Annotated in this window: 14 protein-coding genes; 5 read left to right on the top strand and 9 right to left on the bottom strand. The window is 71.3% G+C overall.

Annotated features, from left to right (window positions below; translation table 11 throughout):
* Nucleotides 1-82 precede the first annotated feature (82 nt).
* Genes VF330_RS28315 through VF330_RS28295 form a run of 5 tightly spaced genes read right to left on the bottom strand, consistent with a single transcriptional unit; the run spans nt 83 to nt 5783 of the window.
* Entirely contained in the window at nt 83-718 is a 636-nt protein-coding gene (locus tag VF330_RS28315; RefSeq protein ID WP_330854736.1) for an NADPH-dependent FMN reductase, read from the bottom strand.
* Nucleotides 718-2376, bottom strand: coding sequence for an ABC transporter ATP-binding protein (locus tag VF330_RS28310; protein WP_330854735.1), 1659 nt, complete (start codon nt 2374-2376; stop codon nt 718-720). The genes VF330_RS28315 and VF330_RS28310 overlap by 1 nt, the downstream gene beginning before the upstream one ends.
* Nucleotides 2363-3226: an ABC transporter permease gene (locus VF330_RS28305; RefSeq protein WP_330854734.1), complete on the bottom strand. Its 864-nt coding sequence runs from the start codon at nt 3224-3226 to the stop codon at nt 2363-2365. The genes VF330_RS28310 and VF330_RS28305 overlap by 14 nt, the downstream gene beginning before the upstream one ends.
* Nucleotides 3223-4155 carry an ABC transporter permease gene (locus VF330_RS28300; RefSeq protein WP_330854733.1) on the bottom strand — a complete coding sequence of 311 codons (933 nt, stop codon included), beginning with the start codon at nt 4153-4155 and terminating at the stop codon, nt 3223-3225. Before VF330_RS28300 ends, VF330_RS28305 begins: the two co-directional genes overlap by 4 nt.
* On the bottom strand, nt 4152-5783 hold the full coding sequence (locus VF330_RS28295) for an ABC transporter substrate-binding protein (protein WP_330854732.1): 1632 nt from the start codon (nt 5781-5783) through the stop codon (nt 4152-4154). The genes VF330_RS28300 and VF330_RS28295 overlap by 4 nt, the downstream gene beginning before the upstream one ends.
* Before the next feature lie 171 nt (nt 5784-5954).
* Between VF330_RS28295 and VF330_RS28290 the strand changes: the two genes are divergently transcribed.
* Nucleotides 5955-7580, top strand: coding sequence for a thiamine pyrophosphate-binding protein (locus VF330_RS28290; protein ID WP_330854731.1), 1626 nt, complete (start codon nt 5955-5957; stop codon nt 7578-7580).
* Here VF330_RS28290 and VF330_RS28285 read toward each other — a convergent pair.
* Nucleotides 7571-9343, bottom strand: coding sequence for a bifunctional sugar phosphate isomerase/epimerase/4-hydroxyphenylpyruvate dioxygenase family protein (locus VF330_RS28285; RefSeq protein ID WP_330854730.1), 1773 nt, complete (start codon nt 9341-9343; stop codon nt 7571-7573). The genes VF330_RS28290 and VF330_RS28285 overlap by 10 nt on opposite strands.
* The gene (locus VF330_RS28280) at nt 9333-10181 is read right to left on the bottom strand and encodes a shikimate dehydrogenase (RefSeq protein ID WP_330854729.1); all 849 of its coding nucleotides are present in this window, start codon (nt 10179-10181) and stop codon (nt 9333-9335) included. The genes VF330_RS28285 and VF330_RS28280 overlap by 11 nt, the downstream gene beginning before the upstream one ends.
* 112 nt (nt 10182-10293) lie before the next feature.
* Between VF330_RS28280 and VF330_RS28275 the strand changes: the two genes are divergently transcribed.
* Both VF330_RS28275 and VF330_RS28270 read left to right on the top strand, forming a co-directional pair.
* On the top strand, nt 10294-10938 hold the full coding sequence (locus VF330_RS28275) for a TetR/AcrR family transcriptional regulator (RefSeq protein WP_330854728.1): 645 nt from the start codon (nt 10294-10296) through the stop codon (nt 10936-10938).
* Nucleotides 10939-11012: 74 nt separating this feature from the next.
* Nucleotides 11013-12311, top strand: coding sequence for an MFS transporter (locus tag VF330_RS28270; protein WP_330854727.1), 1299 nt, complete (start codon nt 11013-11015; stop codon nt 12309-12311).
* Nucleotides 12312-12338: 27 nt separating this feature from the next.
* On the opposite strand, the gene VF330_RS28265 is transcribed toward VF330_RS28270, so the two are convergent.
* Nucleotides 12339-12803 (bottom strand): MarR family winged helix-turn-helix transcriptional regulator, encoded by a 465-nt coding sequence (locus VF330_RS28265; protein WP_330854726.1) that lies wholly within the window; start codon nt 12801-12803, stop codon nt 12339-12341.
* A 110-nt stretch (nt 12804-12913) separates the two neighbouring features.
* Here VF330_RS28265 and VF330_RS28260 point away from each other — a divergent pair, with 110 nt between their 5' ends.
* Nucleotides 12914-14092: an FAD-dependent monooxygenase gene (locus VF330_RS28260; RefSeq protein WP_330854725.1), complete on the top strand. Its 1179-nt coding sequence runs from the start codon at nt 12914-12916 to the stop codon at nt 14090-14092.
* Here the strand turns inward: VF330_RS28260 and VF330_RS28255 are convergent.
* Nucleotides 14087-14923, bottom strand: a complete 837-nt coding sequence (locus VF330_RS28255; protein ID WP_330854724.1) for an NPCBM/NEW2 domain-containing protein — start codon at nt 14921-14923, stop codon at nt 14087-14089. The two genes, VF330_RS28260 and VF330_RS28255, sit on opposite strands and share 6 nt — an antisense overlap.
* Before the next feature lie 285 nt (nt 14924-15208).
* On the opposite strand from VF330_RS28255, the gene VF330_RS28250 reads away from it, so the two are divergent.
* The coding region (locus tag VF330_RS28250; RefSeq protein WP_330854723.1) for a VanZ family protein at nt 15209-16171 on the top strand (963 nt) is incomplete at its 3' end.

Here is a 16171-nt window from a genome sequence, read left to right as displayed (position 1 = left end):
TCGCCGCGGCCGCGGCGAGCCCGGCCAGACCTGCGAGCGGTGTTCGAGTGCTGCGCACTTCCGTTGTCCCCCTAGTCTTGTGTCATCCCGATTTCGCGTTGAACAGGGAAAGCAGCTTGCCGGTGTGGCGGTCGAGGGCGTCGGAGACCGACGACGCCGCACCGGAAGCGATCAGGTCCGCCAGCATGTGCAGCTGGACCTGGACCAGCGCCACGGCCATCGGATCGGTGATCCGGACCGTGCCGTCCTCGTCGGTGACCAGCACCTCGTGGGCCGTGTTGACCACGACCTCGGGTGCGGGCACGACGACGTTGCGCAGGTGCGCGAACACCTGGGAAGCCTCGGCGAGGCCGCGGAACCCGAACGTGCGGCCGATCGTGGCCACGAGCACCACGACCCCCTTGCCGGTGAGCGCCGGGGCGGTCGGCGGCCGTGACGCCCAGTCGAGGGCGTTCTTCACCACGCCGGGCAACGCGTGCAGGTACTCCGGCGTCGCCAGCACGATGCCGTCCGCGGCGCGGATGGCGTCGCGCAGCCTCGCGACCGCCGGCGGGGGCGGGTCGACGTCGAGGTCCTGGTTGTACAACGGGATGTCGGCCATCCCGTCGAAGAACTCGAACTCCATGCCCTCGGGCGCGAGCGCGGGCAGCGCGCGCAGCAGCTGGGTGTTGAACGAGCCGGTGCGCAGCGATCCGGAGATCGCGAGAACGCGGGACATCAGGTGGTCACCCTGCTCTCCTCGGGGAACGCGTCCTCGATCCGCGGGATCGCGGCCACGAGCGACTTCGTGTACTCGTGCGCGGGTTCGCGCAGCACGTCCTCGACCGGTCCGGCCTCGACGACCTCGCCGTCGGACATCACCAGCACGTCGTCGCAGAGGTGCCGGACCACGCCGAGGTCGTGCGAGATGAACAGCAGCGACAGCCCCAGGTCGGCGCGCAGGTCGGCGAGCAGGTCGAGGATCTGCGCCTGCACCGACACGTCCAGGGACGACACCGGCTCGTCGCACACCAGCACGTCCGGCTCGGCGGCCAGCGCCCTGGCGATGGCGAGCCGTTGCAGCTGGCCGCCGGAGAGCTGGCGCGGGCGGCGGTCGAGCAGCTGCTCGTCGAGGCCGACCCGGTGCAGCCACCGCGTCACCTGCGCGCGGCGGTCTCCGGTCCTCCCGATGGCGGCGAGCGCCTCGCCGACGATCCGTTCGACGGTGTAGCGGGGGTCGAAGGCGTCGAGCGGGTCCTGGTGCACCAGCTGGATGTGCCGGCGGAACGGCCTGCGCCGCGACTCGCGCTGTCCAGACCACGGCCGGTCCAGCACGCGCACGGATCCGGTGTCCGGTTCCAGCAGTCCCAGCACCATGGTCGCGACGGTGGTCTTGCCCGAGCCCGACTCACCGACCAGGCCGAGGATCCGGCCCGCCTGGAGCGCGAACGACACGTCCTTGACCTGGGTGCGCCGCACGCCGTCCGGGCCGACGAAGCTCTTGGACACCGCGTCCACCTCGACCACCGGACCCGTTACGACGTCCTTCGTGGACACCACAGGCTCACCGGTGCGCGGACCGGCCAGCCGCGTGCCCTTGGGGTGCGCGGACGGCACGGCGGCCAGCAGCTTCTTCGTGTACTCGTGGCTCGGCGAGCGCAGCACGGCCTCAGCGCTGCCGCGTTCGACGATCCTGCCGTCGCGCATGACCGCGATCTCGTCGGCGAGCTTGGCGACGACGGCGAGGTCGTGGCTGATCAGCAGCAGCGCCGTGCCCTCGGCCTTCTCGGCGCCGAGCAGCTCCAGGATCTGGGCCTGCACCACGACGTCGAGCGCGGTCGTGGGTTCGTCGGCGATCAGCACGTCCGGCCGGGCGGCGACCGCCGAGGCGATCAGCGCCCGCTGCCGCAAGCCGCCGGAGAGCTGGTGCGCGTACTGCTTCGCGCGCCGTTCCGGGTCCGGCACCGAGGCCTTCTCCAGCAACGCCACGACTTCGCCGTGCACGGTCGCGCGGGTCGCCAGGCCGTGGTTGCGCAGCGCCTCCCCGATCTCGGCGCCGATCGTGCGCACCGGGTCGAGCGAGGTGAGCGCGTCCTGGAGCACGAACCCGACGCGGCGCCCGCGCACCGACCGCCACTGCCGGTCGGTCAGCCGGGTCAGGTCCTGCCCGTCGAGGGTCAGCCCGGTCGCCTCGACCTCGGCGTTCGGGCCGGTCAGCCCGACGAGGGTGCGGGCGGTGACGCTCTTGCCGGAACCGGACTCGCCGACGATCGCGAGGCACCGACCGGGGTGGAGGTCGAAGCTGACTCCCTGCACGGCGTGGACGTGGCCACGCGCGGTGCGGAAGCCGACGGTGAGGTCGCGGACCGACACGACCGGCTGGTCAGCGGACGGCATCCGGCAGCCTCCCTTCGAAACGGCGGCGCAGGTCCCGGCCCGCCACGGTGAACGAGATGACGGCCAGCGTCACGACCAGGCCGGGGATGACGGTGATGTGCCAGACGACGTCGAGGAAGTCCTGGCCGTCGGCGAGCATCGAGCCCCATTCCGGGGTCGGTGCCTGCGGGCCGAGGCCGAGGAAGCTCAACGCGGACCCGGCGACGATCGCGGCACCGAGGTAGAGCGTGGCGAACAGCAGCAGCGGCGGCAGCGCGTTGGGCAGCAGGTGCCGCAGGTAGATCGCGGGTTTGCGCTGTCCCAGCGTGATCGCGGCGCGGACGTAGCCGGAGTCGCGTACGACCAGGGCCTGGCCGCGGGTCAGCCGGGTGAAGCCGGGCACGGACGACAGGCCGATCGCGATGATCACGTTCAGCGTGCCGGGACCGAGGATCGCGACGACCAGCAACGCCAGCAGCAGGCCGGGGAACGCCAGGAACACGTTGGTGAACCACGTGATCACGCTGTCGGCGACCCGGCCGGCGGTCGCCGAGACCACGCCGAGCAGGACGCCCAGCGCCAGCGCGATCGCCGTCGACCCGAGGCCGATGCCGAGCGAGAACCGGGCGCCGTGCACGATCCGGCTGTAGACGTCGCGGCCGAGCTCGTCCGTGCCGAACACGTGGTCCCAGCTGGGCGTGCTCAGCGCGATGGCGGGGTCGACCGCGTCCGGTGGCTGCGGCGCGAGCAGGTCCGGCACCAGCGCGGCGAGCACCAGCAGGCCGATGAACAGCCACGCCAGCGACAGGCCGACGTGCAGCCTCCTGGTCGCGCCGGTGACCCGCGAGGGGACGGTGAGCAGTCCGGTCATCGGGAGAACCTCCCCACTCGTGGGTCCATCACCCGGTACAGCACGTCGACCAGGAAGTTGACGACGGTGAACACGACGGCCGCGATCACGACCACACCGCTGACGACCGGCAGGTCCTTGTTCGCGATGGCGGTGGCGAGGGTGCGGCCGATGCCCGGCCGGTTGAAGACCATCTCGATCACGACGGCACCGCTGAGCAACGCGCCGACCGTCCACCCGGACAGCGTCACGAGCGGCACGACGGCGTGCCTGAGCGCGTGCCGGACGCGGACCGTGGTCTCGCTGGAGCCGCGGGCGCGGGAGCTGAGCACGAACGGCTCGCCCAGCGCGCGTTCCATGCCCTCCCGCAGCACCTGCGTGAACATGCCGACCATGCCCAGCGCCAGCGCCACCGCGGGCAGCACCAGCCCGGACACGCCGTGCCCGGCGATCACCGGGAACCAGTGCAGCTTGAACGAGAACACCGTCAGCAGCAGCACGGCGACCCAGAAGTTCGGGGTGGAGATGGTGAGCAGCTCGACGACACCGGAGATCCGGCGCAGCGCGGGACGCCGTCCGGCGGTCGCGACGGCGAGGACCACCGACACCAGCAGCGCGAGGGCCAGCGCGCTCAGCGCCAGCTGGACCGAGGCGCCGATCTGCTCGCCGATCAGCCGGACCACCGGCTGCTGCAGCTGGTAGGACTCACCGAAGTCACCGGTGAGCACGTTGCGCACGTACAGTCCATATTGGACGGTCAGCGGCTTGTCGAGGTTGAGCTCGGCGCGCACCTGGTCGATCAGCTGCTGCGACGGCCCGGACGTGCCGAGGATCGCGCGGACCGGGTCGCCGGGGGTCAGGTGGATCGCGGCGAACGCGACGGTGGCCGCGCCGAGGACGACGAGCAGGGCCAGGACGAGCCTGCCCAGCAGGCGCCGTGCGGTGGTCATGAGCGGGCTCCTGCCAGCGAGACGTCGTAGAACAGCGGTGAGCCGGAGACGTCGAAGCGCAGCCCGTGCACGTCCGGGGACGCGCCCATCAGCTTCGCCGGGACGTAGATCGGCATCACCAGGGAGTGTTCGATGAGGTAGCGCTGCGCCTTGGCGTAGTCGTCCGCGCGGGCCTTCTCGTCGACGGTGGTGTTGGCGTGCACCAGCCAGGCGTCGAGCTCCGGGTGGTTGATCTTGAACAGGTTCGCGCCGCCGCTGGCCGCGGTGGAGCCGGTGGCGAAGAAGAACCTCAGCACGTCCGGCTCGTTGCGGCTGTAGCTCGAGTTGAACATGTCCATGTTGCCGTTGAGCAGGTCGTTGGTCCACGTGCCGAGGTCGCGGCCCTGGCGGACGATCTCGATGCCCGCCTTCTTGGCCTCGGCCTGGATGCCCTGCGCCAGCGTCTCGACCAGGTGGGTGGCCGTGGCGTTGTTGTACGGCCAGCTGATCGTGAGGCGCTCGCCGTTCTTGGTGCGGTAGCCGTCCTCGTCCCTGCCGGTCCAGCCGGCCTCGTCGAGCAGGCGCCCGGCGAGGTCGCGGTCGACCTGCCACGACCCGACGGTCGAGAGGTCGTAGTGGATCGTGGTCGGCGAGAGCGGGCTCCACGCGCGGTCGAGCTGGCCGAACGTGGCGGTGCGCACCAGCGCGTCCAGGTCGGCCGAGCGCATCAGGGCGGTGCGGACGCGTTCGTCGGCGAGCTTCCCCTTGGTGCTGTTGAAGAGCAGGTAGTGGACCATGCCGGGCTCGACGTTGTGGAAGTACTGCCACGTGCCGTCGGCCGCGAGCGACTTGGCGTTCGCGGGCTCGACGGCCTCGCTGACGTCGACCTGGCCGCTGGTCAGCGCGCCGAACCGGACCTTGGCCTCGGACATGAACACGAAGTCGATGCCGTTCAGCGCGGCCGCCCCGGTGTGCTTCGCCGACGGCGGGCCCCAGGCGTAGGCGGGGTTCCTGGTCAGCGAGATCCGCTCGTTGCGAGCCCAGCGCACGAACGAGAACGGGCCGGAGCCGACCGGCGCCCAGCACAGGTTCGCGAAGTTGCCCTCGATCGACCTCGGCGACTGGATGCCGAGGTTGGGCGTGCTGAGCGCCTGCATGAGCGCGCTGTTGGGCTTGCTCAGCCGGACCGTCACGACGTCCTCACCGGTGACCTCGGCCCCGGCGTACCCGCTGATGAGGTTCTTGGCGGAGAACGACTTCGTCTTCGGGTCGACGGCGTGGTCGAGGGTGGCCTTCACCGCGGCGGCGTTCACCGGCGTGCCGTCGTGGAACTTCACGTCGTCGCGCAACTGGAAGGTGTAGGCGAGGCCGTCGGGCGCGATGGTCCAGCTGCGGGCGAGCCACGGCTCGAACCGGCCGTCCGGCGTCATCTCGACGAGCGAGTCGAAGACGTTGCGGTTGATCAGCGCGGTGATGCCGGCGGGGCTCACCTGCGGGTCGAGGCAGTCGGGCTGCTGCCCGGTGGAGAAGGTGAGCACGCCGTCGGCGCGGGCGGCACCGCCGGGGGCGGCGCACCCGCCCATCGCTGTGACGGCGAGCAACGCTGCCGCGGCGAGCAGCCGCGAACGCACTGGTGGGTGGAACGTCATGTCCGGCCGCTCCTCAGAGGTTCTTCCGGAATTAGCCGGTAATGCGCCACGCGGCGGCACCTGGCGACGGCAAGCGTAGGTCGCGCCCCGCCGTCCGGGGACCCCAGAAACGACCCCCTAAAACGAGTCCACTTTGGCCGGTCAGGGGGTCGCGCGCGTAGCGTGCGGAGCATGGAGGACGCGACGCTGATGCTGCCCCCGGTGGACGCGATGCTGCGGATCCTGCGCGACGAGGGCGTCACCAAGGTGTTCGGCAACCCCGGCACGTCGGAGCTGCCGTTCGTCGACGCGCTGGCCGGCGTGGACGACGTCGAGTTCGTGCTGGGCGTGCACGAGGGGTCGGTCGTCGCGATGGCCGACGGCTACGCCCGCGCGACCGGACGACCGGCGTTCGTGTCGCTGCACATCGCGGCGGGCCTGGCCAACGGGCTGATCGGGCTGCTCAACGCCTCCCGGTCGCGCACCCCGCTCGTCGTGACGGCGGGTCAGCAGGACCGCCGGCACCTGGCGAGCGACCCGATGCTCTCCGGCGACCTGGTGGGTCTAGCCCGCGCGGCCGTCAAGCACACGTTCGACGTGCAGCACGCGCACGACCTGCCGATCATGCTGCGCCGCGCCTTCGCCCTCGCCGTGCAGCCCCCGGCCGGCCCGGTCTTCCTCTCGATCCCCATGGACCTGCTCCAGGAGTCCACTCCCGTTGCGACACCGGCGAAGTCGGTCGTCGCCCCGCTGGGCGCACCCGACCTCGCCGACGCCGTCGCGGTGCTGTCCTCGGCCGAACGTCCGGCCATCGTCGCCGGTGACGGAGTGGGCCGGGCTCGCGCGACCGCGTCGTTGGTGGCGCTGGCCGAACGGATCGGTGCGACGGTCTACCACCAGCCGATGCACGACGGCGTGAACTTCCCGTCGTCCCACCCGTCCTACGCCGGTGCCCTGGAACCCACCAACCAGGCCATCCGCGCCCGGCTGGAGCAGCACGACGTGGTGTTCGTCGTGGGCTGCCACGCGTTCATGGCCCACCACTACACCCCCGGACCGGCCGTGCCGTCCTCGGTGCGCGTGGTGCAGCTCGACACGGACGCGGCGGAGATCGGCCGCAACTTCCCGGTGGCGGCAGGGCTCGTCGGCGGTTTTCAGTCCACTTTGGACGAACTGGTCAAGCGCCTGCCCGCCAGGCCGCGGACCACGACCGGCCACCGGACGCGTCGAGCGGAGATCAGGGCCGAGGCGCTGGCCCGGTACGGCCCGCCGCCGTTCGACCCGCTCGCCGCGGTGCACGCCGTCGCCGCCGGCCTGAGCGAGGACGCGGTGGTCGTGGAGGAGGCCATCACCTCGGGCGTCCTGCTCCGCTCGGTGCTGGACCTCGACAGGCCCGGCTCCCTGGTGCACACCGTCGGCGGCGGCCTGGGCTCGGGCATCGGCGCCGCCGTGGGCACCCGGCTCGCCGACCCGCACCGGCCCGTGGTCGCGGTGCTGGGCGACGGCTGCACGATGTTCGGCCTGCAGGGCCTGTGGTCAGCGGCCCACTACGAGGTGCCGGTGACGTTCGTCGTCATGAACAACGGCGAGTACCGCACGCTCAAGGAGACCCTGGACCGGTGGGACGCGACGGCCTCCCGCGAGGCCGGCTACCCCGGTTTCCAGCTGGGGCCGCCCGCACTCGACTTCACGAAGGCGGCGGAGTTCTTCGGCATCGACGCCGTGCGCCCCGGCTCGCTGGCCGAGCTCACGGCGCTGGTGGCGGAGCAGCGCCGGACACCCCTCCTGATCGACGTGCCGATCACCGCTCACGGCTGAGCTGACCGGCGGGCCTCGTGGTGGGCGGCCATCCGGACGGGCGCGTTGACCACGCCGAACCCGCGGTAGCCGCCGATCCGCTGCACGACCTCGAAGAACACCCTGGCACCGGCCAGCTCGGTGTAGAAGTGCAGGTACTCGCCGTGCTCGTCGCGGTCGTACAGCACGGAGCCCTCCCGCAGCGCGTCGAGGCGCTCGTCGGGCAGACCGGTGCGGGCCGCGAGGTCATCGTGGTAGTTGGCCGGGACGTCCAGCACCCGCGCGCCCGACCGCCGCAGTGCCCGCGCGGACGCGACGGCGTCGGTGCAGCTGAAGGCGATGTGCTGCGGCGCCTCGACCGCAGGCGCCCACCCGCCGCGGCGGACGAGGGCGCAGTCCAGGGTCAGGCGGAGGCCGCCGCCGCTCACACCCCGGCCGCGCACCAGCCCGAACGGGGCCGCGAACTCCGCCGTGGGGCCGGGTACCAGGCCCAGCACCGCGCGGTGGAAGAGAGTCGCCTCGTCGAAGTTGTCGAAGGGCTGGGTCAGGGAGACGTGGTCGATGCCGGTGAGGCCCGCGTCCGCGGCGGTCTCGCCGGTCGGCAGGAAGTCGGCCAGCCAGTCGTCGTCCGCGCACAGGAAGAGCTGCGTGCCGTCGGGCGCGGCGATCGCGGTCAGCGGGGCTTCGCCGGGACCGGGTGTGCGCGCGAGCGGCGGTGCCAGCATGACCTCGGCGCGTTGCTCGGCGGCGGCAGGGTCGGCGACGGACAGGCCCAGCGCCCCGATGGAACCGGGTTCGCCGTGGGTGTTGACCAGCACGCGGGCCTGTCCCTGCGTCCACAGCTCGACCGGTTTCGAGCGGTGCACGCCGGTCCGGGCGAACCCCAGCGCGGCGAGGTCCGGCTCCCCCACGACCTCGGCGAAGGCGAAGCCGGACGGGACGGGCGCGGCGGGGACGTCCAGCAGTCCCAGGGAGTCCTTCAGGCTGACCAGCGAGCGCATCGCGTCGACCGCGGTCCGGTGCGGGTCGGCCTGGCGGAAGACGTCGTTGAAGACCTCCAGCGACAACGGGCCGTCGTAGCCGGTGCCGAGGACGTCGCGGGTGAACGTCGTCAGGTCGAAGTCGCCCTGTCCCGGGAAGAGGCGGTGGTGGCGGCTCCACGGCAGGACGTCCATCGGCAGCGTCGGCGCGTCGGCCAGCTGCAGGAAGAAGATCTTGTCACCGGGGATCGCGCGGATCGCCCGCGGATCGTCTCCTCGGGACAGGATGTGGAAGCTGTCCAGGCAGACGCCGAGAGCCGGGTGGGCAGCCCGGCGGACGATGCGCCAGGCGTGCTCGTAGCCGTGGACGTACCGGCCCCACGCCAACGCCTCGTAGGCGACGCGCAGTCCCCGTTCGCCCGCCCGCGCGGCCAGCAGGTGCAGCTGTTCGGCCGCGAGGTCGTCGTCGTCGATCGCGTCCGGCGAGACCGACGAGCAGACCAGCACGGTGTCCACGCCCAGTGCGGCCATGACGTCGAACTTGCGCTCGGCGCGGCGGAGGTTTGCGGCGAGCACGTCCGGCGGCACGGCCTCGAAGTCGCGGAACGGCTGGTACAGGTCGACGGTCAGGCCGAGGTCCGCGCAGCGCCGCCGGATCTCCGCCGGACCGCGGCGCGACGCGACCAGGTCGTTCTCGAACAGCTCGACGCCGTCGAAGCCCGCCGCGGCGGCCGCGGCCAGCTTGTCGTCCAGCGTGCCGGACAGGCACACGGTGGCGATGGCGGTGCGCGGGTCACGACGCATGGGCGGGTTCCCCCTCCAGTTCCTCGAAGTGCGCGAGCATCCGGCCGGCGTCGGGGTCCACGCCGGTGAACAGGCGCAGCGACTCGGCGGCCTGGAGCACGACCATGCCGCCGCCGTGCAGCACGCGGCAGCCCCGCGAACGTGCCGCGGCCAGCAGTGCGGTCTCCAGCGGCCGGTAGACGATGTCGGCGACCCAGAGTTCCTCGCGCAGCAACGACTCGTCGAGGGGCAGGCCGGGGTGGGCCGCCATGCCCGTGGGTGTGGCGTGCACCAGTCCGTCGGCCGTGCGGACGGCTTCGGGTGTGCACGTGACAGCCCGGTCGGCACCGAACCTGCTTCGCAACGCCTCCACCAGGTGGTCGGCGCGGTCCTGGTCGACGTCGTGCACGCCGAGGCGTTCCGCGCCCAGCGTCAGCAGCGCGTGGCCCACGGCGGCACCGGCACCACCCGCGCCCAGCAGCACGACGGACTTCATGCGGGCGTCCGGAAGCCCGCGGCTGAGGCTGCGCGCGAACCCGGTGGCGTCGGTGTTGTGGCCGATCGCGCGGCCGTCGTCGAAGACCACGGTGTTGACGGCTCCGAGCGCCGCGGCCTCCGGCACGACGTCGTCGAGGTGCGGCAGGACGGCCTGCTTGCCCGGATGGGTGATGTTGAGGCCGTGGAACCCCTCGGCGCGGGCCAGGGCGAGCACCTCGCCCACCGGCCGGTCCAGCTCGTCGAGGTCCAGCAGCCGGTAGGTGTAGCGCAGCCCCAGTTCGGCCGCCTCGCGTTCGTGCAGGGCCGGGCTCAGGGACGGGCCGATGCCGGAGCCGATCAGCCCGATCAGGTAGTGGGTCACCCAGCCTCCCGGCCTAATGTACGAACTAGTGAGTTCACGGTAGCGCACCGCCCTGCGGTCCGGAAGGGCTCCACTAGAGTTGGCAGGTCGTCCGCAGATCGAAGGGGGCCCGGTGGCCGCACCGTCGTCGTCCGATGGCGAGCGCCAGCGGGACAAGGACCGCACGCGCGCCGACATCCTGGACGTTGCCACGCGGGAGTTCGCGGACAAGGGCTACACGGGCGCGCGGGTCGACGAGATCGCCGAGCGGACCAGCACCACCAAGCGGATGATCTACTACTACTTCGGTGGCAAGGAACAGCTCTACATCGCCGTGCTGGAGAAGGCCTACCTGGCGATCCGGTCCTTGGAGGCCGAGCTCGACGTCGAGCACCTCGAACCGGAGGACGCGATCCGCCGGCTCGCCGAGCTGACCTTCGACCACCACGAGGCGCACCCCGACTTCATCCGGCTCGTCAGCATCGAGAACATCCACCGCGCCGAGCACATCGCGCGCTCGGAGGTGCTGGCGGGACTCGCGAACCCGGCGCTCGACGGCCTGGCGCAGATCCTCGAACGGGGCCGCGCCGCGGGCCGGTTCCGCGACGACGTCGACCCGCTCGACGTGCACATCGTCATCAGCTCGTTCTGCGTCTTCCGGCTCGCGAACCGGCACACGTTCGCCGCGATCTTCGGCCGCGACATGCTCGACCCCGACCGGCGCGAGCACTACCGACGCATGCTCGGTGACATGCTGATCGACTACCTGACCAGCTGAAATCGACTCTTGACACACGGGGGCGGCGTATCCCACTTTGTGTTAACTAACTAGATCGTACATCGGAGTACGCCGTGACCACATCGATGGCCCGCAAGACTGCGCTGGCAGCCTGGATCGGCAGCGCCCTCGAGTACTACGACTTCTTCATCTACGGCACAGCCGCTGCACTGGTGTTCAACAAGGTCTTCTTCCCCGCCGCCGATCCGGCCACGGGAACCCTGCTCGCCCTCGCCACGTTCGGCGTCGGCTACCTCGCCCGGCCGCTCGGCGCGTTCGTGCTCGGCCACGTCGGCGACCGCTTCGGGCGCAAGAAGGTGCTCGTCTTCACGTTGCTGCTGATGGGTTTCGCGACGTTCGCCGTCGGCTGCCTGCCCACCTACGACACGGCGGGTGTCCTCGCACCGGTCCTGCTCGTCGTCCTCCGCCTGTTGCAGGGGCTTTCGGCGTCGGGCGAGCAGGCGGGCGCGAACTCGATGTCGCTGGAGCACGCGCCGGAGCACCGCCGCGCGTACTTCACGAGCTTCACCCTGAGCGGCACGCAGGCCGGGCAGATCCTCGCGACGGCGATCTTCCTGCCGGTGGCCGCGCTCCCCCAGGACGACCTGCTGTCGTGGGGCTGGCGCGTGCCGTTCTGGTGCAGCGCGGTCGTCGTGGTCGTCGGGCTCGTCATCCGCAGCAAGATCGACGAGACCGCCGCGTTCCGGCGCACCAAGGTCGCGAAGCTGCCGGCCGCGGTGCTGTTCCGGACGCACTGGGTGGACGTGCTGCGGGTCGTCCTCGCGGCCACGATCGCGTCGGTCAGCACGATCTTCACCGTCTACGCGCTGAGCTACGCGGTGAACACGATCGGCCTGGCCCGCACGCCGATGCTGTGGGTCGGCGTCCTCGCCAACGTGGTCGCGCTCGCCGCGATCCCGGTGCTGGCGGGGCTTTCCGACCGGGTCGGCCGCAAACCGGTGTTCCTCGCCGGCTGCGGCGCGTGCGCGGTCCTGATCTTCCCGTACCTGTGGTCGATCTCGGCCGGCTCGCTGGGACTGGTGTTCGCGTTCGGCATCCTGCTGTTCGGCGTGGCGTACTCGGCGATCAACGGCATCTGGCCGTCGCTGTACGGCGAGATGTTCAGCACCGAGGTCCGGTTGTCCGGCATGGCGATCGGCACGCAGATCGGGTTCGCCATCGCGGGGCTCGCGCCGAGCGTCGTGGCGGCCATCGGCTCCGGGCGCGAGGACTGGGTCGGTGTCGCGATCTTCACGGCGGCGGTGTGCGCGGTGAGCGCGGCCGCGATCGCGACGGGCCGCGAGACGTTCCGGCGCCCGACGGCGGAGCTCGGCCGCCTGCCGCGCGAGTCCGCGGTGCCCGTCCAGGCCTGACCCACCGACACGGGCGTGGGTCGCGGATCAGTCCAGGTCCGCGACCCGCGCCTGGAGGTCGGTCACGAACCGGCTGAGCAGGCTGCCGAAGGTCTGCCGGTCCTCCGGCGACCAGTCCTCGACCGCGCCGGTGAACCAGCCGAGGATCGTCTCCAGGTAGCGGCTGGCCGCCCCGAACCCGGCGTCGGTCAGCTCGACCAGACGCGCCCGCTGGTCGTCCGGGTCGACCACGCGCCGGACCAGGTCCGCCCGTTCGAGGTCGTGCAGGTGGCGCGTGACGTGCGGCCCGACGACCTCCATCCGCGCCGCGATCTCCCCCACCCGCAGCGGCCGGTCGGCCATCCGCAGCGTGACGAGCACCGTCAGGCCGGGGCGGTCCAGCGGGATCCCGACCTGCTCCATCGCCCGCTCTATCAGATGGCTGCGGTTGAGCACGGTGCCCAGTCGCATCAGCTGCGGCAGCACCGCCGCCAGGTCCAGGCCCTCGCTCATCTCACGCCCTACTTACCTAACTTAGGTATATGCTCGTCCCAGTCACGCGCAACCGTAGCGATCGGCGCGCGATCAAAAAGGATACCTAAGTTAGTTATCTGGAGGCACGCATGACCACCGTCCTCATCTCCGGCGCCAGCATCGCGGGACCCGCGCTCGCGTTCTGGTTGCGGCGGCACGGTTTCGACGTCACCGTCGTCGAGAAGTCGCACACCCTGCGCGGCGGCGGCTACCCCATCGACATCCGCGGCACCGCGCTCGGCGTCGTCGACCGGATGGGGCTCCTCCCCCGGTTGCGGGAGGCCCACGTGGACACGCGGCGGATCACGTTCCTCGACAGCGACGGCGACGTGATCACGTCGATGGGCGCGGACACGCTCACCCGCAGCGACAGCGACGACCTGGAGATCCGCCGCGGCGACCTCGCCGAGGTCCTCTACGACACCGTGTGCGACGACGTGGAGTTCCTGTTCGACAACTCCATCGTCGCGATGAACGACCACGACGGCGGCGTCGACGTGACGTTCCACAGTGGACTGAAGCGCACCTACGACCACGTGATCGGCGCCGACGGACTGCACTCGCGGGTGCGCGCGCTGACGTTCGGGCCGGAGGAACGGTTCCACCACTACCTCGGCTACTGCTTCGCGGGGTTCACCCTGCCCAACCGCCTCGGCCTCGTGCGGGAGGGGCTGATGTGGAACGAACCGGGCCGGTCCGCCGTGCTGTACGGGGTGGGTGAGAGCGAAAGCGTGCACGGGTTCCTGAGCTTCGCGCGCGCCGAGGCCCCGTTCGGCGCGTTCCGCGACCCCGAGGCCCAGCGCGACCTGGTGGAGTCGGTGTTCGCGGGCGCCGGCTGGGAGGTGCCGGACCTGCTGAAGGCCATGCGGGAGGCCGACGACCTGTTCTTCGACACCGTCAGCCAGATCCACCTGCCGCGCTGGTCCTCCGGCCGCGTCGCCCTCGTCGGCGACGCCGCGTACGCGCCGTCGTTCCTCACCGGCCAGGGGTCGAGCCTCGCGCTCGTCGGCGCGTACGTGCTGGCGGGCAGGCTGGCCACGGCCGCCGGCCACACCGAGGCGTTCGAGACCTACGAACGCGAGACGCGCCCGTTCGTCGAGGCGAACCAGGCCCTGGTGACGGAGGGCGACGCCCAGCTGTTCCCCGCCACGGCCGAAGCGCTGGCGGCGCGCAACGAGGCGCTGCGCGAGCTCACGGCACTGCCCGCCGACGCCGGTCGTCCCGAGCACTCGGCGATGACGCTGCCGGAGTTCGACGTCCGCTCATGACGACACGCGGGTCTTACCGGGAGGGGCGGTGCAGTAGACCCGCGGCGTGCCCCAGGCGTTGGCGGCGTCACGGCTGGCGCGGACGTCCAGCAGCGTCAGCCGGGAGACGGTCGAGATGTCGACCTCGACGTGCTGCGGGGCGTCGGTCGCGCCGGCCTGCCGGGAGGTGAGCTCCTGGTCGTCGGCCTTCACGACGAACTGGCCGGTGCCGTCCTTCTGCGCCGAGGCCGCGTCCTTGCCCACCCACACCGACAGCCGAGTGCACCGGCCGGCGGTCGCCCAGGTGCGGAAGTTGACGGGCAGGGCCACCGACGAGGCGGAGGAGCCGCGGATGCTCTCGGGGAACGGTTCCCGGCCGACGCCGATGGAGATCGACGACACCAGCTCCTGACCGTCGCCCGACTCCACGGGCTCGTGCGAGGCGAGGTCGTACCACCCCTCGCCGGACCGCACGGGCCCGCTGGTCGTCGTCGGCCCCTGCTCGGTCGTGACGGGAGTGACCGCGCCGAGGGCCGGACTGCTCGCCGCTTCCCGCTCGCCGTACTTCAGGACACCGGCGAGCACCCCCGCCGACCCCACGAGCGCGACGACCAGCGCGGCCACCCCGAAGATCTTGAGCAGCTGCTGCGGCGCGAACAGGGCGGCGAGGCCCGCCACCCCCAGCACGCTGACGCCGACGACGAGTGCCGGCCCGACGCCCGCGGCCGCGAGCGCGACGGCGGCGGCCGCGACGGCGATCCCGCCGAGCACCGCGAAGACCCACTTCGCCGGTCCCTGCCCGCCGCCGTGTCCAGACGTCGTGACCGGCTTGCTCCGCGGCACATTCCCCATCGCCACAGATTTTCGGAAATGCGGGCCCAAAGGAACCCCCGTTCGTTCACAGGGGTGAACTCTCCGTCTCGAATGGTGCGACTCCAGCCCTTGAAGTCCACAAAGGACAGTCTATTCGAGGTCGGGGTCACCGCTCCGGTCATCCCACGTGTCCTCGCGACCGGTTGAGCGAAGTGGGCGACGCCGCGCGACCGTCCGGCGGATCTTCGCGAACCGGTGTTTGGCGGAGAACGGGTTTGGGCACAAATCCCCCCAGGCGCGAACACGAGCTCGGAGCGGTGAATCATGGTGGCGTCGTACTGGGAGACCGCTCGGACGGGGTTCCTGGCTTTCGTGGGAGTCGGGCTGCTGGTGCTCGTTCCCCTGGTGTTGTTGCACTACTGGCGTTTCGGGCGGGTCGAACCGCGTCGCGCGTTCGTGCTGTACGGCCTGCTGGCCTACGGGCTCGTCGCGCTGGCGTTGATCTTCCTGCCGTTCCCCACCGACGTCTCGAAGCTCTGCCAGGGCGACCAGATGCTGTCCACCGTCCCGTTCCAGTGGGTCACGGACATGCGCAACAACATGGCGGCGTACGGCCGCTCCGGCGTCGGCGCGATGGTGCGGTCGTCGGCGTTCCTCCAGCAGATGTTCAACGTCGCGTTGTTCGTCCCGCTGGGCGTCGTGCTGCGCAAGGCCTACGGCAAGGGCCCGTTCGCCGTCGTGGCCATCGGTCTCGGCCTCTCGCTGGCGGTCGAGGTCGTCCAGTACACCGGCAACTTCGGCTACTACCCGTGCCCGTACCGCATCGCCGACGTGGACGACCTGATCTCCAACACGGCCGGCGCGCTGTTCGGCTGGATGATCGCCCCCGTCGCGCTCGTGGTGCCGAGGGTGCCGGACGCGGAGGACTCGGCGGCGCCCTTCGGCACGGTGACGGTGCCGCGCCGGCTGCTCGCGCTCGTTGCCGACGCGATGGTGGTGCTGATCGTCGCGAAGCTCGTGCTGCCACCGGATCCGCGCTGGGCACTCGGCGTGCTCGCGGTGTTGCGCGTTGTGCTGCCCTCCGCGACCGGCGGTATAACGATTGGTGGATGGCTTGTGGGCTACCGGATTCGCGCTGAGGACGGTGCTCCGGCGAACCCCGTACGCATCGTGGTCAGGGAACTCCTGGGTGTCACCGGGTTGTTGACCTATGCGACTGTCGTATCACCGCTGATCGACATGGTGTTCGTGGACCTCGTGGTGATCTCCGCGGTGGCACTGTGGACG

Origin of the sequence: Lentzea sp., assembly GCF_036380075.1 — a bacterium.
GTDB lineage: Bacteria > Actinomycetota > Actinomycetes > Mycobacteriales > Pseudonocardiaceae > Lentzea.
Note: the sequence above shows the minus strand (reverse complement) of the source record. Positions and strands in the feature narration are given on the sequence as shown.

Excerpts from the sequence above, each read along its gene's own strand:
- VF330_RS28290 (WP_330854731.1), top strand. The coding sequence starts at position 5,955 with ATGGAGGACGCGACGCTGATGCTGCCCCCGGTGGACGCGATGCTGCGG.
- VF330_RS28265 (WP_330854726.1), bottom strand. The coding sequence starts at position 12,803 with ATGAGCGAGGGCCTGGACCTGGCGGCGGTGCTGCCGCAGCTGATGCGA.
- VF330_RS28305 (WP_330854734.1), bottom strand. The coding sequence starts at position 3,226 with ATGACCGGACTGCTCACCGTCCCCTCGCGGGTCACCGGCGCGACCAGG.
- VF330_RS28255 (WP_330854724.1), bottom strand. The coding sequence starts at position 14,923 with ATGGGGAATGTGCCGCGGAGCAAGCCGGTCACGACGTCTGGACACGGC.
- VF330_RS28300 (WP_330854733.1), bottom strand. The coding sequence starts at position 4,155 with ATGACCACCGCACGGCGCCTGCTGGGCAGGCTCGTCCTGGCCCTGCTC.
- VF330_RS28285 (WP_330854730.1), bottom strand. The coding sequence starts at position 9,343 with ATGCGTCGTGACCCGCGCACCGCCATCGCCACCGTGTGCCTGTCCGGC.
- VF330_RS28315 (WP_330854736.1), bottom strand. The coding sequence starts at position 718 with ATGTCCCGCGTTCTCGCGATCTCCGGATCGCTGCGCACCGGCTCGTTC.
- VF330_RS28260 (WP_330854725.1), top strand. The coding sequence starts at position 12,914 with ATGACCACCGTCCTCATCTCCGGCGCCAGCATCGCGGGACCCGCGCTC.
- VF330_RS28310 (WP_330854735.1), bottom strand. The coding sequence starts at position 2,376 with ATGCCGTCCGCTGACCAGCCGGTCGTGTCGGTCCGCGACCTCACCGTC.
- VF330_RS28295 (WP_330854732.1), bottom strand. The coding sequence starts at position 5,783 with ATGACGTTCCACCCACCAGTGCGTTCGCGGCTGCTCGCCGCGGCAGCG.